The organism is Bacteroides sp. MSK.20.82 (assembly GCF_019052485.1).
In the GTDB taxonomy this organism is placed as follows: Bacteria; Bacteroidota; Bacteroidia; order Bacteroidales; family Bacteroidaceae; genus Bacteroides; species Bacteroides thetaiotaomicron.
Genome location: NZ_JAHQUN010000007.1, coordinates 128,387 through 151,823, shown reverse-complemented (window position 1 = coordinate 151,823; position 23,437 = coordinate 128,387). Strand labels below are relative to the sequence as shown.

19 protein-coding genes and 1 pseudogene are annotated in these 23,437 nt (G+C 42.7%); 3 read left to right on the top strand and 17 right to left on the bottom strand.

The window, feature by feature from the left end:
• Position 1: 1 nt before the first annotated feature.
• The 8 genes and pseudogenes from KTR07_RS09285 to KTR07_RS09250 form a co-directional block, all read right to left on the bottom strand.
• Positions 2 to 328, bottom strand: coding sequence for a multidrug efflux SMR transporter (locus tag KTR07_RS09285; RefSeq protein WP_008764901.1), 327 nt, complete (start codon positions 326 to 328; stop codon positions 2 to 4).
• A gap of 91 nt (positions 329 to 419) precedes the next feature.
• Entirely contained in the window at positions 420 to 983 is a 564-nt protein-coding gene (locus tag KTR07_RS09280) for a Crp/Fnr family transcriptional regulator (RefSeq protein WP_008764900.1), read from the bottom strand.
• 8 nt (positions 984 to 991) lie between these two features.
• Entirely contained in the window at positions 992 to 1,453 is a 462-nt protein-coding gene (locus KTR07_RS09275; RefSeq protein ID WP_008764899.1) for a DUF2867 domain-containing protein, read from the bottom strand.
• Positions 1,454 to 1,664: 211 nt separating this feature from the next.
• A complete protein-coding gene (locus KTR07_RS09270) occupies positions 1,665 to 2,798 on the bottom strand; it encodes an OmpA family protein (protein WP_172461650.1) in 1,134 nt (377 codons plus the stop codon).
• A gap of 815 nt (positions 2,799 to 3,613) precedes the next feature.
• Positions 3,614 to 3,961: pseudogene (locus tag KTR07_RS09265) on the bottom strand (AAA family ATPase); the annotation flags it as partial.
• Positions 3,962 to 4,565: 604 nt separating this feature from the next.
• The gene (locus KTR07_RS09260) at positions 4,566 to 5,771 is read right to left on the bottom strand and encodes a carboxymuconolactone decarboxylase family protein (protein ID WP_011107750.1); all 1,206 of its coding nucleotides are present in this window, start codon (positions 5,769 to 5,771) and stop codon (positions 4,566 to 4,568) included.
• A 131-nt stretch (positions 5,772 to 5,902) separates the two neighbouring features.
• A complete protein-coding gene (locus KTR07_RS09255; protein ID WP_008764895.1) occupies positions 5,903 to 6,298 on the bottom strand; it encodes a putative quinol monooxygenase in 396 nt (131 codons plus the stop codon).
• Between the two features lie 9 nt (positions 6,299 to 6,307).
• Positions 6,308 to 7,351 (bottom strand): cyclophilin-like fold protein, encoded by a 1,044-nt coding sequence (locus tag KTR07_RS09250; protein WP_011107751.1) that lies wholly within the window; start codon positions 7,349 to 7,351, stop codon positions 6,308 to 6,310.
• Between the two features lie 175 nt (positions 7,352 to 7,526).
• On the opposite strand from KTR07_RS09250, the gene KTR07_RS09245 reads away from it, so the two are divergent.
• Positions 7,527 to 8,444, top strand: coding sequence for an AraC family transcriptional regulator (locus KTR07_RS09245; protein ID WP_008764893.1), 918 nt, complete (start codon positions 7,527 to 7,529; stop codon positions 8,442 to 8,444).
• On the opposite strand, the gene KTR07_RS09240 is transcribed toward KTR07_RS09245, so the two are convergent.
• The 6 genes from KTR07_RS09240 to KTR07_RS09215 all read right to left on the bottom strand — a co-directional run bounded on the left by KTR07_RS09240 (position 8,424) and on the right by KTR07_RS09215 (position 14,595).
• The gene (locus KTR07_RS09240; RefSeq protein ID WP_008764892.1) at positions 8,424 to 9,371 is read right to left on the bottom strand and encodes an EamA family transporter; all 948 of its coding nucleotides are present in this window, start codon (positions 9,369 to 9,371) and stop codon (positions 8,424 to 8,426) included. The genes KTR07_RS09245 and KTR07_RS09240 overlap by 21 nt on opposite strands.
• 70 nt (positions 9,372 to 9,441) lie before the next feature.
• Entirely contained in the window at positions 9,442 to 10,599 is a 1,158-nt protein-coding gene (locus tag KTR07_RS09235) for a MalY/PatB family protein (RefSeq protein WP_008764891.1), read from the bottom strand.
• A gap of 5 nt (positions 10,600 to 10,604) precedes the next feature.
• Positions 10,605 to 11,468, bottom strand: coding sequence for a DUF3737 family protein (locus KTR07_RS09230; RefSeq protein ID WP_008764890.1), 864 nt, complete (start codon positions 11,466 to 11,468; stop codon positions 10,605 to 10,607).
• A 49-nt stretch (positions 11,469 to 11,517) separates the two neighbouring features.
• Positions 11,518 to 12,549 (bottom strand): alpha/beta hydrolase, encoded by a 1,032-nt coding sequence (locus tag KTR07_RS09225; RefSeq protein WP_008764889.1) that lies wholly within the window; start codon positions 12,547 to 12,549, stop codon positions 11,518 to 11,520.
• A 130-nt stretch (positions 12,550 to 12,679) separates the two neighbouring features.
• Entirely contained in the window at positions 12,680 to 13,885 is a 1,206-nt protein-coding gene (locus KTR07_RS09220; protein ID WP_113748367.1) for an MFS transporter, read from the bottom strand.
• Positions 13,886 to 13,899: 14 nt separating this feature from the next.
• Positions 13,900 to 14,595: a flavodoxin family protein gene (locus tag KTR07_RS09215; protein WP_008764887.1), complete on the bottom strand. Its 696-nt coding sequence runs from the start codon at positions 14,593 to 14,595 to the stop codon at positions 13,900 to 13,902.
• A 422-nt stretch (positions 14,596 to 15,017) separates the two neighbouring features.
• Here KTR07_RS09215 and KTR07_RS09210 point away from each other — a divergent pair, with 422 nt between their 5' ends.
• Positions 15,018 to 16,775 (top strand): 1-deoxy-D-xylulose-5-phosphate synthase, encoded by a 1,758-nt coding sequence (locus KTR07_RS09210; RefSeq protein WP_008764886.1) that lies wholly within the window; start codon positions 15,018 to 15,020, stop codon positions 16,773 to 16,775.
• A gap of 86 nt (positions 16,776 to 16,861) precedes the next feature.
• Here KTR07_RS09210 and KTR07_RS09205 read toward each other — a convergent pair whose 3' ends face one another.
• Positions 16,862 to 17,752: an AraC family transcriptional regulator gene (locus KTR07_RS09205; RefSeq protein ID WP_008764885.1), complete on the bottom strand. Its 891-nt coding sequence runs from the start codon at positions 17,750 to 17,752 to the stop codon at positions 16,862 to 16,864.
• A gap of 156 nt (positions 17,753 to 17,908) precedes the next feature.
• Between KTR07_RS09205 and KTR07_RS09200 the strand changes: the two genes are divergently transcribed.
• Complete coding sequence (locus tag KTR07_RS09200) at positions 17,909 to 18,580, top strand: YitT family protein (RefSeq protein WP_008764884.1); 672 nt, start codon at positions 17,909 to 17,911, stop codon at positions 18,578 to 18,580.
• A gap of 7 nt (positions 18,581 to 18,587) precedes the next feature.
• Here KTR07_RS09200 and KTR07_RS09195 read toward each other — a convergent pair whose 3' ends face one another.
• Together KTR07_RS09195 and KTR07_RS09190 are read right to left on the bottom strand one after the other, a co-directional pair.
• A complete protein-coding gene (locus tag KTR07_RS09195) occupies positions 18,588 to 19,211 on the bottom strand; it encodes a TetR/AcrR family transcriptional regulator (protein WP_008764883.1) in 624 nt (207 codons plus the stop codon).
• The gene (locus tag KTR07_RS09190) at positions 19,198 to 23,421 is read right to left on the bottom strand and encodes an acyl-CoA dehydratase activase (RefSeq protein WP_113748366.1); all 4,224 of its coding nucleotides are present in this window, start codon (positions 23,419 to 23,421) and stop codon (positions 19,198 to 19,200) included. Before KTR07_RS09190 ends, KTR07_RS09195 begins: the two co-directional genes overlap by 14 nt.
• Positions 23,422 to 23,437 lie beyond the last annotated feature (16 nt).

Genomic DNA, 23,437 nt, shown 5'->3' with positions numbered 1-23,437 from the left:
ATCAATGTGATACCAATTTCAGACCTACAATGGAGCAAATCAATGTGAAGATGAAGAAAATTCTGCCCCAGCTTGCCGGCTCTTTAAAGAAAAAGATACCGATCAGCACCGTACCGGCGGCACCGATACCGGTCCATATAGCATAAGCCGTACCAACGGGCAATGCTTTGGTAACCCTTATCAGAAGGAGCATACTGACACACAGGGATATCAGCAGTCCGAATGACCACATATATTTCTCTGCTCCTACTACTCTGTTTATTTTTCCCAGACAGAAAGTAAAGACCAATTCAAGGCATCCTGCCAAAATCAAAAGAATCCAATTCATAACACTTCTTTTTTTTGATTGCAAAGGTCATGAATTTCCGGCGCCCTTCATTTTACATTTGTAAAAAAGGGATTTTACAAAGTTTAAAAAATCATCTTATCTTCGCACGGATTCTGCTTAGATTGACCTGTGAGATGCCTAAATAGGAAGCTATAATACCCAATGGCACACGTTGAAGTATATCGGGATATTCGGATATCAGTTCCTGATACCTCTCCAATGAAGTTTTGAATTGCCTTGATATAAACAACTTTTCCGATTTGATGCATTCTCTCTCGGAAAACTTCCGTCCCCAGTTGGCTATATGTATATCTTCCAGATAGAGATTGTGCAATTTATCGACACTGAGTTCATACAGGACACTGTCTTCCAAAAGTTCAATATTCTCATATCCTGCCCGATTATCATGAAGAGTTTGCAGAGGGAAGATTGCATCCCCTTCTTTCCCGAACCAGAAGGTAACCTTCTTATCCGACTGATAGGTATAGGCATGCAGCATCCCTTTCTTCATCAGATAGAACTTAGAGTTTTTATGATTTGCCCGGAACAGATGGAAGCCTTTAGGATAGGCTACTTCGGGAGCATCACTCAGTAAAGCCTCCTTTGAGGCATCCGGCAACTTGTAAATAGAGTCTATGATATCATTTATATCCATAAGCTGTTTTATTTCAATCGTTTTGCTACCCTTTTCAGCATAGAACGGATGATGACTTTATGAAAAGGACGAATAAAGAAGAAGTACAACCGGCCCAGTCGGTTATTGAACTTTACAACGGTCGTGATTGTAAACGTCTGCCCGCCGGGCTCCTTCTCTCCACACCATAATGAAGCATGAAACGTCAGGTGTTTATCGGGCATACCGAAAACAACTTCCTGTGCATTCTGCTCACATATCGTATCGGCAAAGCGCATACCAACTTCCAGACCTAACGGTTTGACTATCGCATTCCTTAACTTCATCAACCCATTCACCCAGCCCGGAGAGTGATTAAAAGCCATATCAAAGAACTCGTCGGAAGTGATTGCTTTTTCACTGACTACGTTCCTTGAAAAAGAATCGCAATAATCTGCCGGAAGATAGCCGGCTATCAAACTGTCTTGGGGTATATTCTGCTCTTTCATCATCTTCGGCCATACCTTAATAGTATGGTTTGCCAAAAGTAGTCACTTTAGACAGACAAACAATGACTTTGCCCGATTTTCTGCTATCACCTCCTGTCTGGACGACAGATATTACTATTACTTATTCACAAACAGAAGGGCATAAATGAATATATACAGCAAGGGCTGCCCTTTTACGGAGCAGCCCTCACCATTCTATTTACATCTCTTGTTTTTAGTCTTCAATCGTACATATACTTACACGATTCCAATCCGGTTCGGTAAACATGTCACCTACGCCCTGACCTTCGGCAGTGATACGAGAAGCATTGATCTTGTATTTATTGACCAGAATAGTCTTTACGGCTTCCGCACGTGCAGCGGCAATTCTTGCATTGACTTCAGCACTACCTTCCGGAGAAGCATACCCCTTGATGACTACTTTTGCATCAGCATATTTCTTCAGATAAGAAGCTACGCGTTCCACATTCGGCAACTGTGAAGCATCAACCGATGATTTACCCTGTCTGAAAGTAATGATAGATTCAGGAACACGGGCAGTTTTCACTACAGTCTCCACCGGAACGACCTTGGTACGGCATTCTTCCAGTTCTTGCTGCAATCCGCTGATTTTTTGGTTGGCGCTGTTGAGTTCGCCGTCCTTATTGTTCACTTGTCCGCGGAGAGCATTGATAGAAGCATTCAAATCGTCGATTTCACCCTGATTGTAAACTCTTACTTCGGTGAAGTAACGGTTTCCTGTACTGCTCTTGAAGTGATAAGTCAGTCCGGCAGTCAGTTCAAATGCTGCATTATTGGCATTGAAACGGCTCTTTGCCTGATTAAAGTCCCCTTGCATATCATATACGATGGCAGGTTTCAGTCCCAATGTCCAGGCCTTGCTTTCGCCTAGATTAAAGTTCAGATTCAATCCGAAACGGGTTGACCATGAGTTCTGGTCGCCATCACCATTCACATAATAATGTAACCATCCCGCACCGGCTACTGCCTCCACTTCAAACAAACGAGGAGTGCCGTTGTAACCAGCAAACAGGTTCATCAGATTCACTTTACCCAACAGGCTGACATCTGAGGCATCAAAAGCTGTTTTACTTGGAGTGGTATTGATATACCCCATACCCTGAAATCCTAAACCGAAGACAGGAGTCAACTGTTTGGAAAGACCAACTCCGAAAGCCGGACGTGCATTCTTAAAGAAAGCGCTGTGAGTGAGAGGAGTGATTGCACCTGCATTTACTTCTACAGACCAATTATCTGCAAACTTTGTACCTTCTACAACAGATTGGGCTTTTGCTGTAAATGCGCCCAATACCATAGCTAATAGAATAATAGATTTCTTCATAATCATACGTTTTAAATTGTAATGTTTCATTTGCTAAATCATTAGAAATGTTTTATTTGCTCATGCCTAACTTTTTAGTTCATCATTTATTTCGTTATTCACTTTAAACAACATACAATATGAATTATTAGTTCACGGAGCAAGAGGCGAATTAACATCTATTTTGTTTCTTAGGAATATTAAAAATAGACCTATAGATGAGATAATGAACATCATACAAGCTAATAACACAGAATATGCAGTGAAAGCAGAGGTACAAAAATAAAATCGGCTGCAATTTCCATCAGCAATTATCGAAAGAAAAACAATAAGGGTCATGATGCAGCAATAAGATGCAGTCCGGTCATAATTTCATTCACGAAGAACAGTAGATACGAAAAATGGATTTCATATTAACAGTTTAAACTTATCCATAAAAAAGAGGTTTCCAGCACAAAGTAGCACTCAAAAAGAGGTTTTACTCCATTCTTTTAAAGAAATGAACGCTCCCTCACCGACCAACGGTCCGTTGGTTTAAAACCAAGGCAGGGTTTCATTTAAAGGAAAGACGCTTACCATTGCTTGTTATAATGCATATAATGATTATTTAGATGCAGAAATATGTCCGAAAGCTGCATATTATTTCATTATTCTATGCACTTTTTTCTCTATTTGATGGAATTTATACTCATCGAGGCCAATGCAATTATTAAAAATGGAACATACATCATATTTATCCTTCCTCCACCAGCCAGCGACTCACGTTGCGTTCTTCCTTGCTGAACTCCGCGCCTATTTTCACCATGCGGCATCCATCAGCCCTCCCAACTACATAGTTACAATTCAAGTCCATTTTTCAGTCCTTCAATATCAGAGTAATCCTCAGCATTAAAATTGAAATTAAGATGCAGTACAGCATGCTCGTTCCATTCAGTTTCATACTGCTCGATGGCTAGTCCTTCAAAAAGTTCTTTCTTTCCACAAAAATACGCTTCCAGTGTGGAAAGCAACAAACTTTTGCCAAAACGACGCGGGCGACTCAGGAAATACGGATTGCCCGTGGAGGCTAGTTCGTAGACAAATGCTGTTTTATCAACATATAAATAACCGTCACGACGAAGTCTTTCAAAACTCTGTATTCCGATAGGAAGATTGCGGCGAAGGCCTTTCAAACGGTCAATGATATCCATAATTTCTTCTCTTTAATAAGTGAGTCCTTTGTAAGGATAACAAATCTTACAGTGAATCGGTTATCCGACAACGGTTTTATTATCCTGCTCTACGAAGTTCCCGACAAACGGGAGATATGCATAGAAAAATTACTTAAGCATAACATCAGCTATTATTACCATAAGTACGTGGATTTCTGTTCTTCAAGGAAAGAAGATACGAAAAAAGGGAACAAGTTACTACATAAACATAGATCACGTTTATTATAAATTCTGTGACCGTTTATTATAAACGTCCCCTTCGTTTATTATAAACTCAAAAATAAAAAATCATGGGAAATGAATTAAAATTATGCAACAAAAAAGGTTGCAAACTCCATAAAGTTTGCAACCTTTGCTCTATATTTATCCTTCTGATCTCTAGAACGAGCTAAAGAAATATGTTATATTAGTCCTAATATTATACCATTTATCATTCGTTTTACACTCATATTTTATCTATTTTTTCATTCATTATTCATTGGTTTCATACTTTCCCGAACTACAAATATACAACATAAAAAAGCATTTGTCAAGTCCCAAACAGATTTTAACCGCCTGCTTTCCGGGAATATGAACGTCTTTGTTATTTTTCCGGAATCACTTCATTCAGGCAGGCTATAGCGTTGAGAGTACGTGGATAGCCGATGTAAGGCAAAAGCTGCGTCACGACAGCCAGCAAAGTATCTTTATTATTACCTACATTGACATTTCCCTGTATGTGCCCTTTCACCTGTGATTCACAGCCTCCCAAGGAAACAAGGATGGAGAACGTCAGTAGTTCCCGTGTCTTCACGTCCAGTCCACCGCGTGTCTGGTAGTCTCCGAAGCAGTTGGCGGAGAGATAACGCTGGATATGCTTTTGGTTTTCGGGAGCATTTTTATGCATTTGGTCGATCCGTTCGCCGAAAATGGATTTCTGCAACGCCAGTCCTTTGTCGAAACGGGTTTCGGCAGAAACGACCGCTTGTCCCTCTAAAGGAAGACGTACACCGTGGGCAAGCAGCGCCTCATTAGTGATGCCGACAAAGTCCATCACTTTAGCCATGCCTGCATAGGCTACTGCCTGGTAAAGGATTTCCTTTATTTCTATCGGAGTAATACCTGCATTGAGAGCGCTTTCAAGCATCATCCGGTATTCGGTCTGTGCCTGTGAGGCAATATTGGATGCCAATGTTACCATGAGCCGGGTTTTAGTATCCAGGTTGCCGTATTGCTGCACCTCCTTTGTGAAATTGCCGAATATTGCATCCAGTTCGGGGTCGGTGGCGCTTAATCCGGTTCCTCCGTTATCTTTCGTAGCTTCGGCATACTGCTGGTCGTCTACCTGTTCCAGCCAAATATTCTTGTTGGTCTGCGGATTGCAGCCGATAGCCAGATGCGAAAACCAACTATCGGGGGCGGCACCGTGCCAATGTTCTATGTCCGGTGCTATTTCAACCACATCACCGGGGAGCAGGCGGCGTGCCGCTTTGCCACGTTCCTGATAATACCCCACACCCCCGACAGCAATGAGGATTTGTCCGCCCGTATGGCTGTGCCAGTTATTTCGGCAGCCGGGTTCAAAAGTAACGTTGGACATGGGTACATTCAAGTCTTTATTACCGGTCAGCGGTGCCAGCCAGGATTCTCCTGTAAAATATTGCTTGAATCCCGTATTTTCCTTTCCCAACGGAAATGCGCTGATGTTCTGAGGTACTTCTTCTTTCTTCATACTCTGTGCATTTATAGATTGCATCGGAATTTGCAGAAATCCGATGACTGTTACAAAAATAAAAAATAATTTTCTCATACTGTGACGTCCATGGTTTATTATTTAAGAACTCTCTGATAATGCAAAGTTAGCTGTTCTGATCCAACTCTTTATAATACAAATTACGGATATAAAAACCAAAATTACAGATTTATAGTACTGCCTATCATTTACTTCATCTTCAGTCCGGGAATGAGTGGCGTAGCATCAATCAGTTCGAGCATCTGCACCATATCAAGTGTACCTTCTTTGTACTTCTTAAAATGAGGTGTGGCAATATGACTCTTATAGGCCGCTTCATCGGCATAGATTTCAAGAATAGTCACGTGGTTGGGGCGTTCTTTCTCCGCTACGGCATACAGTACCAATACGCCCGGTTCCAACCGCATCGAGACTTCGATCTCCTCTTTCAGATAAGCATTGTACTCTTCCAGCCGTTCCGGATCGATTATGATGCGTGACAACCGCACCATATTGTTCTCGGCGGCGGATGGTTCGACCGGTCTGATTACGTTTGCCGAAGCGGTTGCTGCAAACAATAGAAAAATAATCAGTAACTTCTTCATTTTGCTAATTTATTGTCGTTCGAATTTCACTGCCACATTGCCCGGAACGTTCAATGCATCTATTCCGTTACCGTCAATGCGCCCAATCTTTATCAAGTCATTGCTTTGCGACCCGCTTTTACAGAAGATCGCCACATTATTCCACGGCACATAGATTGTAATATCACCGGGCACAGGTGCACAGCCACGGGGCACTCCTGCCGTAGTCAGTGCAGGCGACGGATAGAAAATTTTCTCTGTGATATTATTATAATCATTCAGCGTCACTTCAAGCGGCAGACGTGAAAGAAAGTCCTGCGCCGCGGCATTGTCTTCCATCGTAGCAGTAATGGTACGGTTACCGACTGTAATCTTCACATTCGTAGAAGTAGACGGATAATTGTTTTCCCGACTCGCACCGAGTGTTTCGAGCCATGTCCGTATCCGGTTTCCCATCTGCGAAAGTGTCGAAGAAGTCAGAAGCAATGTTTCGGTGAAAGTGGCACCGGAGCAAAGTGTCCGCGCCTCGTCAACTGATGCAGAGATGCCGCTGCTGCCACTGCTGGCAAAAAGAGCGATACGCTTACCTGCAAGTTTCGAAGCATGATTATGCAGGAATGTCTGCATCGGTGTGGCCATGCTACCGTACCAAATCGGATAGCCGACAAACACGATATCATAGTTGCCGAAATCTTCAACCGAAGTTTTAATCGCCGGATAATTCCCCTGACGGATAGCAGCCAGTTCTTCCTGTGCACGGTTGAGCATCCCATTATAATCGCTTTCATAAGGTGTTTGCGGTTCCACTTCCAGGATATCGCAATCGAGTGTTTGCTGAATCTGTTGCGCCATACGCTCCGTGCTGCCGGTGCGCGAACAGTAAAGTACCAGATATCGCCCGTTACCGCCCGGAATGGGGTTTGTCGGGTTTGTAGAATCGTCCTCGTCTCCACCGTCGGAATTTCCCGGTTGTCCCGGCTGTTCCGGAAGAATCGGATCAGCGTTTGAGCCGTCGCAAGCCGCCATCGGCATCATCGTCAGCATCATCAATGGAATTAATAGAATCTTTTTCATATTACTATCTCTTTTCAATGTTAAATTACCGGTTACAAAGTTACGGGGAATGGTCCAGCCCGGATGTAGACGATTTACGGATATTTATACCCCAATCATGGATTTTGATGGGAGAGTAAAAATTTTAAAGAGAAAAGAATTATATTTGTAACGCATTAAAAAAACAGATTGTGATATGGAAGAGAATACTAAAGAAATGATTGTAATAGACAGCGTTGACCGTTACAACGAAATCTTCGGGCTTGAAACCAGACATCCGTTAGTCAGCATCATCGATCTGGCCAAATCCACTACGTGGCCCACACGTGCGTGGTTTCGTTACGAAGTATATGCACTATACTTGAAAAATGTAAAATGTGGTGATATTAAATATGGGCGCCAATATTACGACTATCAAGACGGAACCATTGTCTGTTTCGCTCCCGGACAAATCACCGACCTGGAAATGCTGCCAAATATTCAACCCAACGCGCATGGTATTCTTTTTCATCCCGACCTTATACGTGGCACTGCGCTCGGACAAGAAATAAAGAAATACTCCTTCTTCTCCTACGAAACCAACGAAGCACTCCACATTTCCGAAGAAGAGCGGCAAACAGTGATGGACTGCCTGCAAAAAATCACCATCGAACTGGAACATTCCATCGACAAACACAGCCGCCGACTAATCTGCGCCAACATAGGATTGCTGCTCGACTACTGTATGCGCTTTTACGAACGCCAGTTCGACACACGAAACGGAGTAAACAAAGACATCATTGTCCGCTTCGAACATCTGCTCAACGAATATTTCGAAGGAGATGCCCCGCAAAACCAAGGGTTGCCATCGGTCAAGTACTTCGCTGATAAAGTATTCCTTTCCGCTAACTATTTTGGCGATATGGTGCGCAAACAAACCGGTAAAACCGTCTCCGAATATATCCAGGATAAAATGATTGAACTGGCAAAAGAACAACTCATGTCTTCGAACAAGACTATGAGCCAAATTGCTTACGAAATCGGATTCCAGTATCCGCAGCACCTTAGCCGGATGTTCAAACGGATTGTGGGGATGACGCCGAATCAATTCCGCTTAACGGGATATTGCCGTTGATTTCATTTTGTTACGTTTCCGGCTAATCAACATCACCCCCAGCAGAATCACCAGCAAACCGGAAAGCTGAACGAAGGTAACTTGCTCATTTCCAAAAGATACTCCTAAAAGGACTGCTATAAAAGGATTGACATAAGCATGTGTACCCACTTCTGCCGCCGGGCGTACTTTCAAGAGCCAGACATACGCCGAATATGCCAGTAAAGAACCAAAAGAAATCAAATAAAGCAAGGAGAACCAGCTTGTGACCGAAACTGTACTCAAATCGGCTTCCCGAACATCTCCGTTCACAACAGCACAAATCCAGAACATCACACTGGCAAAAAGCATTTGCCACGCAGAACCTGCAAAAGCATTCACTTCTTCCTCACGGGAAGAACGGTACTTGGCATACAGTGTTCCCAAAGCCCAGGATATACATCCGAAAACAAGGAGCAAGATACCACGCTCACTTTGCGGATGCAACCATTCTGCATTGAGCTGCTCCGCATAAAGCATTACTACTCCGCCGAAGCCAATCCCTCCGCCTGCTATCGTAAGGGGATTGCGGAAATTAGTACGCCACATGGGGACATCCAAAAGTAAAATCCAAAGTGCCGTAGAAGAAGCTATAATAGCAACGAGGCTACTTGTCAGATAGCGCTGTGCCAGCATAACGACAGCCATATCTACAAACAACAGAACAATACCGCTAACGGCAGAACGCTTTACCAGGCTTTTCTTAAAGATTTGTTCTCCCCGTAAATAACAGATTCCAAGAAGTATCAGCCCTGCAGTCGTAAACCGCAGTGCTCCGAGCAGAAAAGGTGAAAAATCTTTCAAAGCCACCCCTATAAAAAAATAGGTGGAGCCCCAGACTACATAAATGAGGAAATAAGCGATGATAACACCCGGCAAATTCCTCTTTGAGGGATTCTGACTTTTCATATCACTTCTTTTTATTTGTATTTACGGGGAGTGAGAAGGGGAACCTATTAATAAACTGACAATTATTTTATTATTTCAATGCCCGCCTCAATCTGTTTAATCCTTCTATCAACCGCTGTCGCGGACACGCGATGTTAATACGGATAAACCTTTCGCCAGCCTCTCCATACAGATTGCCTTCGTTTACCCAAAGCTTTTCCTTCTCCAACAGAGTTTTCACTATATCCTCCGACGATTGTTTCAAAGCCGAGCAATCTACCCATACTAAGTAGGTACCTTCCAATGGCAGCACCGGAAATTCGGGAAGATATTCATCAAAGTAAGCCCTTAAATAATGGTAGTTGGCAAACAGGTATTGGTTAAGTTCTTCCAGCCATTCTTCCCCGTCATTGTAAGCAGCTATCAAGGCTTCAACGCCAAACGGATTTACATCACAGACTTCATTGATATTGATTGCCTTGTCTATTTGCATTCGTATATCCGTATCAGCAGAAACAATATTGGCAATCTGAAGCCCCGCCAAATTAAAGGCTTTACTAGGCGAGGTGCAAGTAACGGAATGCATCAAAAACTCTTCTGAGACAGATGCAAAAGGGATATAGGTGTGTCCCGGAAAGACAAGTTCGCAATGAATCTCGTCCGCTACTACCCATATATTATTCCGAAGACAGATTTCTCCCAAGCGAGTCAGTTCCTGCTTTGTCCAGACTCTTCCGGCAGGATTGTGCGGATTGCATAATAGCAGGACTTTTACACTCGGGTCAGCCGCCTTCCGTTCCAAATCGATAAAGTCTATCTGATACGTTCCGTTCATGTAAATCAATGGATTTGCAACAACCTCGCATCCGTTATTGCGGATGGAGGAGAAAAAGCAGTTATAGACAGGTGTCTGCACGATTACTTTATCACCGGGAGTTGTCAGCGCCTTGATGACAGCTGACAGGGCCGGTACTACTCCGGTCGTATAAATAATCCATTCTTTTTCAATCTGCCAGCCATGACGTCCGGCAAACCATCTTGTTATCGCCTCATAGTAAGCATCGGGCACACGCACATATCCGAAGATACCATGTTCCACCCGCCTTTTCAGTGCTTCCACCACAGAGGGAGCTGTACGGAAATCCATATCAGCTACCCACATTGGTAATACATCCGCATCTCCGGCAGAATCCCATTTATAGGAATTTGTACCTCTGCGTGGAACAATTTCATCGAAGTTGTACTTCATATATTTCAATCAAAACAAGTCAGTCCGTCCCAAAGTTTCAATTCGCAGTTTCCCGGAGCTTTGAGGTTCTCGTCCAGGATGATTGTCCCGAAACTTTCGGCAACAATGTTTCCCGTACGGGGATTCTTCACGCTGTGAACCGGGCCTTTAATCGTTGCCTTCACACTACTGTGTTCGAAAGCAAGATCGGCATCATCCGCCATTGTGCAGTTTTCCATTATCAGGTCGTGTGCATAACAAAGTGGCTGCGTGCCCGAGATCTTACAATTCACTAAACGTAAGTTTTTAGAATGCCAGCCCAAATATTCACCGTCCAATACAGAATCATATACAGTCACATTCTCCGTATTCCAAAATGCATCCTTCGAATGGATTTCAGCATGGCGGATTTCTACGTTCTTGCAATATTGGAAGGAGTAATTGCCATTCAATACAAAATTCTTGATGCGGATGTCTTCCCCATGTATAAAGAGATAGTCTCCTTTATCTATCTTCACATTGTTCAGTTCTACATTCCGGCAATACCAGAGTGTTTCCAAAGCATTGGGCAACTGTACATTTTCGAGTTCGACTCCGTCCATTTCGCGAAACATCTTCGGTGCTTCCACTAATGTATCCTTCATCTTCAGATTTCTGGAATACCAGAGTGCGGCACGTGCTCCTTCGGTAAAAAGGCAATTTTTAACTACAAAACCGTCATTATGCCAAAACGGATATTTTCCCTCGAAACGACAGTTTACCGCTTCTATATCACTGCACTCTTTCAGTGCCGATTCACCGGCATGAATGGTTACTTCTTCCAAATAAAGCCCGTGGGATGCGAACAAAGGACGTTCGCCTTCGTAATGTGTATTTTTAATTTGTTTCATGATTCGATTGTCTTTTATTTAAATAGTTATCTGTTTTTCCTGTTCATACTTATTTCTTCAGATATTCCTTAAAAAAGGATTCCAATTTATCAAATGGTATAAGCCCCACACGGTCGTAAAGGTCTACATGACCTGCACCAGGTACAATGTACAGTTCTTTGGGGTCGGCAGCCAGTCGGTAGGCATCTTCACTAAATTCGCGTGAGTGGGCATTTTCTCCGGTTATAAAAAGCATAGGACGGGGCGAAATAGTCTCAATATCTTCGAAAGGATAGAAATTCATGAATTTCACGTTGCTTGAAAGTGTAGGGTGTGTGGTAGTTGTCAGGGTTGCTCCTTCGGGAGTAAACTCTCCCCTCTGAGTGCGGTAGAACTCATAAAATTCGCGTTCTATCGGACCAGAGTTTTCTGTTATTTCATGTACAGTGCCGCCAGTATATTTAGTTTCTCCGCCCAGAAATTCCGCATAGCGCTGTTCTGCTGCCTCAGCCATGATTTGTTTCCGTTGTTCCAGAGTCAGCGCATGTTTCAGTCCGTTGCGGCTGGCTGTACCCATGTTGTACATGCTGATGGTTGCAATCGCTTTCAGACGAGGGTCTATCTTGGCCGCACTGATAGCGAAACTTCCGCTGCCACAAATTCCGATTACACCTATATTATTTCGGTCGATGAACGGACGTGTACCCAAAAAATCTACTGCGGCACTGAAATCCTCCGCATATACCTCCGGCAAAACAGCATTGCGCGGCTCACCTTCACTTCCACCCCAGAAGGATAAATCAATGGACAGCGTAACGAAACCACGTTCCGCCATTTTAGTAGCATACAGATTCGCACTCTGTTCCTTGACCGCTCCCATCGGGTGTCCGACAATGATGGCAGGATATTTCTCTCCCTCTTTCATGGTCTTCGGCAAAAACAGGTTGCCGGCTACTTTCATTTTATACTGGTTAGAAAAAGAAACCTTTTCTACCTTTACCCAATCACTTTTATAAAAGTTATCCGCATCAGCCTGTGCGAAAGAAAAACTGGTTCCAAGCATCATAATAAATACAACGGTTAATAATAATATTCGTTTCATATCTCTTACATTTAATTATTAATGAATTGATTGTCTACTTTCTACATTACAAAAATACGGTGAAATAAAGAGAGTGTTTGTAGATGAATTACTGACATTATTACCCCAATTACGGATTATATATTTTTCATCATTCCGTTGCCATATTCATTTTAACTTGTTTCTGTGAATGAGCTACACGAACTCTCAAATAAACAAACACAATACTGGCAATCAGGAAAAACAATGCACCGAATACAGAATAGCGTGTGCCCATTTCCGTGATGAAAGCTCCGCATACGGCTGTACCGATCGTTGTCCCCAAATTGGCAGAAGTCAGAAACATTCCGTTGGCAAAGTCGGGAGCTTCGGGAGCAGCTTCCGCGATCATATATTGCATATTATTACTTGCTATACCTGCCAATACACCTAAAATTAAAATAATGATTACCATAGCTGTAATCCACTCTCCTGTTATAAAGAGACATATATAGGAAACCAGCAATGCAAAAGGCATGATAATAATTGAACGCCGCGCATTTATCGATAATAGTTTTCCGGCAAGTACGTTACCTACAATATTAGCCAGACCATAGACCAATAATACAACACTAATCACACTGTATGATACTTCCGTCACTGTTTTCAGATAGTCCGACATATAACTAAAGAAACCGAACATAGCTCCATTAATCAAGGTGACGGCAATGATAGAGTTCCACATCACCGTTCTCTTCAATACGCTGAGTTGTGCACCATAAGATACTTTCTCCTTTACCGGCATGGAGGGGATAAACAAAATCGTAGCTATAAGAACCAAGGCATTTACAACTGTGAAAAACAGCATTGACATAGAGAATGAGACCTCACTAGCTATAAAGCTGGTCACCGGAACACCCAGCACCATACCGGCAGACACACCGACAAAAACCCTTGAAACAGCCTTTGGAGCCTTTTCCTTGCTGACTGATGCCGCCGCTACTGTAAAAGCCATCGAAACATATACCGGATGAAGAAAGGCGGGAAGTATCCGCGCAACCAATAGTACTGTAAAATTGGTAGTGAGCATGGATATAATATTACTCAGTGTAAACAATCCCAATGCCAGCAACATGACTTTCTTCCGGTTTACTCCCGAAAACAATAACGGAGTGACAGGAGCCGATGCAGCTACCACCAGTGCAAAGATACTCACCGTCCAACCTGCCTGCGGCACCGAGACATCAAAAGTTTCGGCTATTAGAGGCAGGATACCCACTACCCCCATTTCGGTATTTATAATACCAAACACACCGACCGTGAGGATAAATACGAGCAAACCGCCCGAATGAAGTTTTGATTGATTCTTTTGTTCCATATTAAATCTGCTATTTACAATTCCAATCCCATTTTATAGACATTTTCAAGATGTACCTTATCTATTTGCCGTGCCAGCTTTTCGCATCCGGTACAACCGCCGGCACAATATATTCCGACTTCATTCCAACCCAATGCCTGGCTCAGAAGCCGGAAATACTGCTTGGGTTGGTCAAAGGTGTTCTCATTATCGTCACCGGCTGTCATCAGTAATACCGTATCTTTCTGCGGATACTTGTCGTCGGCAGAGATGGCGTAAAGCCTGTCTATAAAAGCTTTTAACTGTGACGTGATTGTCCAGAAATACAAAGGTGAAGCCATGACCACTGTGTCACATTCTGCAAACAAAGGATATATATCCTGCATACCATCCCGAACTGCACATTGATGAGCGAGCCGCTGGCATACGCCGCAACCTCTGCAGCCTTCTATCCGCATACTGCCCAGATATACTTTGGTTACCGAATGTCCCCGTTCCACGAGTCCTTTAATATAAGCGTCGGTCAACCGGTCTGTATTACCGAGTTTTGTCCCCGCGCTCATTATAACAAGTACCTTTTTCATATTTCCACAATGTATTTTTTCTATTGTCCGGGGAAACGGACCATCTGCGGGTTCTTTATCATTCAGAAACCGACAAATCCCCGCCCCGCCTAACAGTAAACTTCCGGTTGCTATCATCGTACTTTTCAAGAAGCCTTTTCTATCCATATTCTTTATATAATTAGTTCCATATACTCAAGGTGATTCGACAGTACAAAGGTCGGAAGAATTAAGTGAAGGGATTGTAGACAGATTACGGGTATAATTACCCCAATTACAGATTATAGGTTTCCATCTTTCTATCACACAAGAACAGATATTATTATAGCATCCTATTTTGCTATTATATAATGATTACGCGTGCGCGATACCTATTACAACAGTATATTCAGGTAAAAAGAATCAAGCTTGCAAAAGAGCATATGGTTGATATAGAGGAAGTCGTATTTTATGTTTTATCAAGCCCATTTTTAGCGGAACTGTAATATAGGTAAAAGAATCCGTAATTCATATACAAACAGATTTCAAATCCGTCAGTATCTTTGCAGTGAAATAAAAATATAGGTATAAACATAAAAAAACAAATTGATATGTATTTAGAAAATATTTACTCTCCCGCAGACGTAAAGAAGTTATCGTTTCAGGAACTGAATGATTTAAGTCATGAAATCCGTGCATCACTCTTACAAAAACTGAGTGCACACGGTGGGCACTTCGGCCCTAACTTCGGAATGGTAGAAGCAACCATTGCCCTGCACTATGTTTTCAATTCGCCGAAAGATAAAATTGTATATGATGTGTCACATCAGAGTTATGTACATAAGATGCTAACCGGACGCAAAGATGCTTTTCTCCATCCTGCTGAATATGATCATGTATCCGGCTACTCAGAACCACAGGAAAGTGAACATGATTTCTTTGTGATCGGTCATACTTCTACTTCTGTCAGCTTGGCAAGCGGACTGGCAAAAGGACGTGACCTGACAGGCGGCAACGAAAATATCATCGCTGTAATAGGCGACGGTTCACTAAGCGGAGGCGAAGCCTTCGAGGGACTGGACTACGTAGCAGAGCTCGGTACTAACATGATTATTATTGTCAATGACAATCAGATGTCCATCGCCGAAAATCACGGAGGCTTATACAAAAATCTGAAAGATTTGCGCGACAGTAACGGTCAATGTGAATGCAATTTCTTCAAAGCGATGGGGCTGGACTATATGTACGTGAATGACGGCAACTGTGTGGAAGCACTGATCGAGGCTTTCTCCAAAGTTAAAGATATACAGCATCCGATAGTAGTCCACATCAATACATTAAAAGGCAAAGGTTACGAACCTGCAGAACAGGACAAGGAGACCTATCACTGGCGTACTCCGTTTGATCTAGAAACCGGAAAATCAAAAATGAACGACGACGCAGAAGATTATAGTGAAGTAACCGCTCAATATCTGCTGAAAAAGATGAAAGAAGACAAGCGTGTAGTTACCATTACTTCGGGCACCCCCGCTGTTTTGGGCTTCACTCCCGACCGTCGTCAGGAAGCAGGCAAGCAGTTTGTAGATGTCGGTATTGCCGAAGAGCATGCAGTGGCACTTGCTTCCGGTATCGCAGCCAATGGCGGAAAACCGGTTTACGGAGTGTACAGCACCTTTATACAACGTTCTTACGACCAGCTATCGCAAGACCTCTGCATCAATAATAATCCGGCAGTTCTGTTGGTATTCTGGGGGACGTTATCCGGTATGAATGATGTAACTCACCTCTGTTTCTTCGATATTCCACTTATCAGCAATATCCCCAATATGGTCTATCTGGCACCTACCTGTAAGGAGGAATATCTCGCCATGCTGGAATGGAGCATCCACCAAAATGAGCATCCGGTAGCTATCCGTGTACCTGCCACAGATGTAATCAGTTGCGGTGAACCGGTGGAATCCGACTATAGCAATCTCAATCGTTATAAAGTCGCCCACCGTGGCTCCAAAGTAGCAATCCTTGCATTAGGCTCCTTCTTCGGATTAGGGCAATCGGTTCTGTCACTGCTGAAAGAAAAAGCCAACATTGATGCCACCCTTATCAATCCCCGCTACATCACAGGTGTGGACAGCGAACTGATGGACGAACTGAAAGCCGACCACGAATTAGTGATTACACTGGAAGACGGAGTTCTGGATGGTGGTTTCGGTGAAAAGATTGCCCGTTACTATGGCGCTACAGATATGAAAGTGCTCAACTACGGAGCTAAAAAAGAATTTGTAGACCGTTATGATATACAGGAACTGCTTCGTGCCAACCATCTGACGGATGAACAGATCGTAGAAGATATCCTATCACTCATTGGCTGATAAGTCAAAACCAGTTCATTATATATTTCATGTAGGTTGATGTATCCGTTCGTTATGGGATCACATCAACCTACATTCATTTTCACTTAAATCCATAATCCCTTCCGATAATTGAGAGGAGTCTGCCCCATATTCCTCTTGAAAAACTTACAGAAACCGGCAGCATCACTAAAGCCAAGCCGGGAAGCAATATCCCCTACCGTAGATTTTGTGGAACTCAGCAAGGTACGGGCTTCCATGATCAGTAACTCATTAATAATCGTATTCACACTTTTTCCCGTTCCGGCACGAACGATACGTGCAAGGTACTGCTCACTGATGGCCAACTTATCCGCATAGAAACTAACGAAATGCTCTTCTCTGAAATTTCGGGTAACAAGCGCATGAAATTCCTGTAAAACATGGTCTTTACGACTGACCTCCTTTTTTATGATAGTCTTACGGGAAAGAAAATCGGCTATATCCAAAAACAAGGCATTGCAAGCCGCCTGTATTCGCCGGAAAAGAAACTGATGTTTTATATTCAGCAAACGCATCAACACTTCCAGTTCATTACGAATGATTTGAGCTTCGTATGCGGTCAGCTGTATGGTATATTGCTTATTCTGCCTCATCGTTGCCAACAGAATAGCCGTTATCTGGGTAAGATAAGAGTCATCTGTCCGCATGGACTCGGAAATGGAGAGGGTGATAAACTTAATATCCGGACTCGAATAAAGATGATCGGTGAGATAATTCGCTCCATGAACAAGCAACATATCAGGCTCTATCACAATAAATTCCCCATTCAGCAAAATCTCGGAACGACCTTCAAGAACGAGTATCATATAAAGTTCACGATTAAAGTAACGTTCGTTTTCCGGATAGCTCCTGTCCTTATATTCACTCATAAAGCAGACTACTTCCTCTTTATAATGAGGAATTTCCGGATGTTCCTTTAACAACTGCCTATTATCAAAAATACGAGATTTTACCATTTATACCTCCTTCTTTTCGACGTAAAAATACAATTTGTTTCGGATATGACAAAAACTGTGTGGAATCGGATAACTTATATCAGACGAAAAAACGGGACCTTTGCATATTCTTCTTTATAGAATGAAGAAAAATACGATTATATAAGATAGTAAGATATGGGAATGAAAGACGTTTTTAAAAGGTATTTGGTATTTGTTATCGGATTGTATTTTCTGGCTGCCGGAATAGTGTTGATTGTGCGTTCTGCATTAGGAACCACACCTATATCCAGCATCAATTATGTGTTAAGCCTGAACAGCCCTTTATCATTAGGAACTTGTACGTTTCTGATCAATATGCTGCTTATCCTGGGACAGTTCTGGGTCATCAGAAAAAATAGGACCCGACAGGACACCATTGAAATACTCCTTCAATTGCCGTTCTCTTTTATCTTTTCGGCATTCATTGATTTTAATATGGCGCTCACCAGTAATCTGCATCCCGACAATTACGGGATGTCAATAGCCTTATTACTCACAGGATGCATGATACAATCCATAGGAGTCGTACTCGAACTCAAACCCAAAGTAGCAATGATGAGCGCAGAGGCTTTTGTAAAATACGCCTCCCGCCGTTATAACAAAGAGTTTGGAAAGTTCAAAGTCTGTTTTGATGTTACGCTGGTCACTCTGGCAGTCATACTCTCTCTCCTGCTTTCACAATGCATCGAAGGTGTTCGCGAGGGGTCTCTTATCGCCGCCTGCATCACCGGATATATCGTCAGCTTCCTGAATCAGAAAATAATGACAAGGAAGACTCTCTACAAATTATTACCTGTATTGAAATAAGTTTTCTCTAGCTCACTACCAGCAACGTTTCCATCTGCCTGACGATATAAGGTTTCCACTGAACCAGAATATCCTCAAAAGAATCATCCTTCTCCAAAAAGAAAGAAGCACTGAGATTCTTTGTCAGGAAAGGAACTGTCAATGCACTATAAAAAGTATAGAATACGAATGGCAAAGGAACTGTTTTCAGTCTCCCGTCATTCATTTCTTCCTGTAAAACATCCATGATTTTATGGAGATATTGTTCCAGGCGCAACTCCTTGATAGTATCGCTTAAATGATTCATATCACGATGCATCTCCCTCACCATGAACAATGGCAAACATGGATTTTCCGTGAATACTTTATAATAAGCATCTACAATTTCACCGATACTCTCGGAGACAGGTTTGTCCTGCTGAATGATTATATCATGTATTTTGGGAATAAAAGAAAGTATGATGTTACCAAAAACGGCCTGAAACATCTTATCCTTCGTCCGGAAATAATAGTGAAGTGCCGGTCTGTTGATACCTACTTTAGCAGCGATATCACTCATACTGGTTTCTGCGAACCCATTCTCTATAAATAGTTCTTTGGCAGCCTCAATTATCTTTTTCTCCAAATCTTCATTATTATTAGTTGTTGTCATAATTCATTGTCGCATTTTTCAGATTATCAATAAACAAAAGCATACGGTTTGTTATGTTTACGTCGCTCACACCACTATCAAAGTCTAAAGATAGCAAATTTATATCCGGATAGAAACTTTTTATACGTTTTTCGACTCCTCTGGATACGATATGATTCGCTATGCAGCCAAAAGGTTGCAAACTCACTACATTGTTCACCCCTTGCCGGGCGTAAGACACGATTTCAGCCGGCAACAACCAGCCTTCACCGAATTGGGCATTCAGCGAAATAACGCTTTTAGCTCCTTCCGCTTCTTCAAAGATATCATTGAAGGGGGCAAAGTAACGGAACTTACTTGCTGTCTCATTTATTTTATCAATCTGTTTCTTTACAAACTTGTAGATCCAGTCGTAAATAAACTCAGGCAACTGTCTGTTTTTTATGTAAGAATCCGTATTGACTTTCCTGTTCACAAACCCCTGCATGAAAAAGTCAGCCAGAATCGGCGGAACCACTTCTATCTTGCGGCCTATCAGCCAATCAATGATCTCTTTTTGTGCGAAAGGATTGAATTTCAAGAAGATTTCTCCTACAATTCCGACTTTAGGAGTATCTACAGCCCTACACACCTCATTAAATTCAGTGATTGCCGATTGCAACAAAGAGTTCAACCCCTTTATGTTTCTTCTCAGTATCACTTCAGGTGCCAGTTGCAGGTATTTATCACGCAGCTTTGCCGATGCACCTGCTTCTTTCTCACGTACCACAGACGCATAATAAAACTTAGCAATGCAATCACTATACAAAACGGCATGAAAAGTTATCGGTACTACTTTCATCCAGTTGACCTTGAACGCGGGCTGGTCATTATCTATGTCACTGCCCACAGAGATAGAGATTACCGGAATATCCGTATATCCGGCATCCACCAACGCCTTTTTTATCAAGGAAATATAGTTGCTGGCACGGCATTGTCCTCCCGTTTGGGTGATGGCTACGGCTATTTTTGAAATATCATATTTCCCGCTTTTAAGTGCTTTTATAATATCGCCGACTATCAGAGTAGCCGGATAACAGACCTCATTATTCGCATACTTCAGCCCCCATTCACTTGAATCATTATCACTGAGAGGAAGGTTTTCCGCATCATAACCGGCTACTTTCATAATAGCAGGAATCAAAGGTGAAATGAACGGAGTAAAGTAAGGAACCAGTATCTTACGGTCACGGTAAGACTTGTCATAGACAGGAACGGTCGTAAAGTCCTTTACATCGCCTTCCGTTCCATCCGCATTCGCAAGTTTGAGGCTTTCAATCATGGAACGTACTCTCAACTTCATTGAACCGATATTATTGATATCATCCAGTTTCAATAAAGTCAGCGATTTGTTATGACGCATCAGCAAATCCCTTACTTCATCCACCAGAAAAGCATCCGGTCCACATCCGAACGAAGTCATCTCTACAAACTGAATATTCTTTCCTTGTGTCGCACACCATTTCGCAGCCTTCAGGATACGGTTCGTATACGCCCATTGAGCAACAAAATGCGCATCACCCGTCGGTATATCCATCTGACGCACCAAATCATCCGTTATCACATTCACTCCCATATCCGAAAGCATATCCGAGACTTTGTGCTGTATCAGAGAATCGGTATGATAAGGACGTCCGGCAAGCATGACAGTCAGAGTCTCTCCCTTTCCAGTCTGCTGCAATATGTTTTTGTTATAATCGACCAATGTATTAATAAAAGAGTGCTGTTCGCTTTCCGCTTTTTGGAATGCTTGCTGAATCGTCCGATCGTCCACGCTCAAACCGCTCAGATATTCACGGCATTGTTTAAACAACAGATTCCGGTCTTTGAAAGTTATTGCAGGGGAATCAACCGATATACCTTCGGACTGCACACTTTTGATAACCTCCGAATAACCTGTCACAATCGGACAATTATAACTGTTTTGTTCCATCCCTTTTCTTTCGAAAATAACAAAAGGCATAAAAATCCGGTCGACCTTCTTTTCTATCAAGTCCTGAACATGACTATGTACCAGCTTAGCCGGAAAGCAGATATTGTCCGACATCACCATACGCGCATTGTGCTCATACTTTCTGAAATTGGACGGATCAGACAAACAGACTTGTATGCCACAGGAAGTGAAAAGAGTGTGCCAGAATGGATATTCCTCGTACATATTCAGACATCGGGGGATTCCGATAATCTGCTCGGGTGCTGCAATCTCTGCGCTGCGATGAAACAAAAGCTCTTCTTTTTGCCGATAGACATTCAGACCTTTCCGGTTACTGCTCTCTCCATTCGTGAAAACTTTCTCGCACCTGTTTCCCGAATAATAACTTTTGCCGCTTTCGAACTCGTAACGAATGACCAGACAACGATTATCGCAACTCTTGCAATATAAAGAACGTGCCGAATATTGAGCTTTATTGATAATCTCATCCAATGATACGGACTCCCCCTGATGTTTCATCGCATATAATGCACATCCGAATGCTCCCATCAATTCGGGTGTATCACACCTTGCCACTTCCGCTCCCGAGAGAAGTTCAATGGCACGGACCACCGCATCATTGCGCATGGTGCCTCCCTGCACAACAATATCTTTTCCCAAAACAGATATATCTTTCAGTTTCAACACCTTATACAGGCAATTCTTGACAACGGAATATGCCAGTCCGGCGGCAATATCATTGATCGTTGCCCCCTCCCTGAGTACCTGTTTCACTTTTGAGTTCATAAAAACGGTGCACCTTGTTCCCAAATCACACGGTGCTTCCGAATGGCAGGCTGCCAGAGAAAACTCTTGTGCCGAATACCCCAGAGATTTAGCAAACGTTTCAAGAAAAGAACCACATCCGGAAGAGCATGCTTCATTAATCTCCATCCGGTCAATCACGCCATTATTCACAAAAATAACCTTCATATCCTGTCCGCCGATATCGAGGATAAAAGACACATCCTTGTTCAGATAATGCGCTGCCATATAATGGGCGATCGTTTCGATAATCCCCGAATGAAGCTGAAAGGCAGACCTGATAAGGTCTTCCCCATATCCGGTAGAACAGCTTCCTTTTATATTGAGTACGGCATTCTGCTTCAAACATTCATCGTTCAACTGATTCAGCCCCTCTTCCACAGCTTTTATCGGATTGCCGCCATTAATATTATAATAAGAATACAGAAGCCTTGAATCTTCATCCAGTACAACAATCTTTGTCGTAGTAGAACCTGAATCGATGCCGATAAAGACATCCTGTGTTCCGGCTTTCAAGCCGGAAGATATCATCTTATGACGGGATATTCTTTCTTTCCATGCTTCATATTCTTCATTACTTGCAAAAACAGGTTCCAACCCTGTTGAAGCAAGGTTACCGTTACCGTTTAAAGTAGTGTCAATCTTATCGATCAAATGGGACAGTTTACAGTAATCCTCTTTATCAAGATGAAATAGAGCAGCACCTAGTGCAGGGAGCAAAGTGCCGTTGGCCGGCAGTATGATCTCTTTTTCATCGAGGGACAAATAATCAATGAAGGCTTTCCGCAGTGCCGGAATGAAGGTTAACGGACCACCGCAAAACAATACGGGAGTTGTAATATCGCAACCGTGCGCCAGCGTCACTACCGTTTGAACTGCTACCGCACGAAAGATGGAAGCCGCAATATTCTCACGACTTACATTTTTAGCTATCAGATTCTGAATATCCGTTTTACAGAAAACGCCACAACGGGAGGCAATAGGATATACCTGTGTCGCATTCATGGCAAGTTGATTCAATTCATCAATATTCACTCCCAGTATAATCGCCATCTGGTCAATAAAAGCGCCCGTCCCTCCTGCGCAATTGCCGTTCATACGCAAATCGGTCGCTTCGGCATCCTTAAAGAAGACGACTTTCGCATCTTCTCCTCCGATGTCTATCATAGAAGTCACATGAGAATAATCCTTTTGTATCGCTTTCGCTGCCGCAACAACCTCCTGTACAAACGGCAACGAACATTTCTCTGAAATTCCCATTCCGATAGAGCCTGTTATCCTCACGGAAATATCTTTATCTCCGATTTCAGATAACAGCTCTTTCAAGAATGATAGAATTGTCTCTTTTGCTTTCGCATTGTGTCTCTCGTACTTTGAAAATAATAGATTATCATTTTCATCGACGGCAACTAACTTCGCCGTCGTTGAACCTACATCAATTCCTATTTTAATCATGTTCTACACTATGTTC

Bases quoted from the DNA above. Each gene is read 5' to 3' on its own strand.
- KTR07_RS09285 (WP_008764901.1), bottom strand. From the start codon at position 328: ATGAATTGGATTCTTTTGATTTTGGCAGGATGCCTTGAATTGGTCTTT.
- KTR07_RS09280 (WP_008764900.1), bottom strand. From the start codon at position 983: ATGGATATAAATGATATCATAGACTCTATTTACAAGTTGCCGGATGCC.
- KTR07_RS09275 (WP_008764899.1), bottom strand. From the start codon at position 1,453: ATGATGAAAGAGCAGAATATACCCCAAGACAGTTTGATAGCCGGCTAT.
- KTR07_RS09270 (WP_172461650.1), bottom strand. From the start codon at position 2,798: ATGATTATGAAGAAATCTATTATTCTATTAGCTATGGTATTGGGCGCA.
- KTR07_RS09260 (WP_011107750.1), bottom strand. From the start codon at position 5,771: ATGAGAAAATTATTTTTTATTTTTGTAACAGTCATCGGATTTCTGCAA.
- KTR07_RS09255 (WP_008764895.1), bottom strand. From the start codon at position 6,298: ATGAAGAAGTTACTGATTATTTTTCTATTGTTTGCAGCAACCGCTTCG.
- KTR07_RS09250 (WP_011107751.1), bottom strand. From the start codon at position 7,351: ATGAAAAAGATTCTATTAATTCCATTGATGATGCTGACGATGATGCCG.
- KTR07_RS09245 (WP_008764893.1), top strand. From the start codon at position 7,527: ATGGAAGAGAATACTAAAGAAATGATTGTAATAGACAGCGTTGACCGT.
- KTR07_RS09240 (WP_008764892.1), bottom strand. From the start codon at position 9,371: ATGAAAAGTCAGAATCCCTCAAAGAGGAATTTGCCGGGTGTTATCATC.
- KTR07_RS09235 (WP_008764891.1), bottom strand. From the start codon at position 10,599: ATGAAGTACAACTTCGATGAAATTGTTCCACGCAGAGGTACAAATTCC.
- KTR07_RS09230 (WP_008764890.1), bottom strand. From the start codon at position 11,468: ATGAAACAAATTAAAAATACACATTACGAAGGCGAACGTCCTTTGTTC.
- KTR07_RS09225 (WP_008764889.1), bottom strand. From the start codon at position 12,549: ATGAAACGAATATTATTATTAACCGTTGTATTTATTATGATGCTTGGA.
- KTR07_RS09220 (WP_113748367.1), bottom strand. From the start codon at position 13,885: ATGGAACAAAAGAATCAATCAAAACTTCATTCGGGCGGTTTGCTCGTA.
- KTR07_RS09215 (WP_008764887.1), bottom strand. From the start codon at position 14,595: ATGGATAGAAAAGGCTTCTTGAAAAGTACGATGATAGCAACCGGAAGT.
- KTR07_RS09210 (WP_008764886.1), top strand. From the start codon at position 15,018: ATGTATTTAGAAAATATTTACTCTCCCGCAGACGTAAAGAAGTTATCG.
- KTR07_RS09205 (WP_008764885.1), bottom strand. From the start codon at position 17,752: ATGGTAAAATCTCGTATTTTTGATAATAGGCAGTTGTTAAAGGAACAT.
- KTR07_RS09200 (WP_008764884.1), top strand. From the start codon at position 17,909: ATGGGAATGAAAGACGTTTTTAAAAGGTATTTGGTATTTGTTATCGGA.
- KTR07_RS09195 (WP_008764883.1), bottom strand. From the start codon at position 19,211: ATGACAACAACTAATAATAATGAAGATTTGGAGAAAAAGATAATTGAG.
- KTR07_RS09190 (WP_113748366.1), bottom strand. From the start codon at position 23,421: ATGATTAAAATAGGAATTGATGTAGGTTCAACGACGGCGAAGTTAGTT.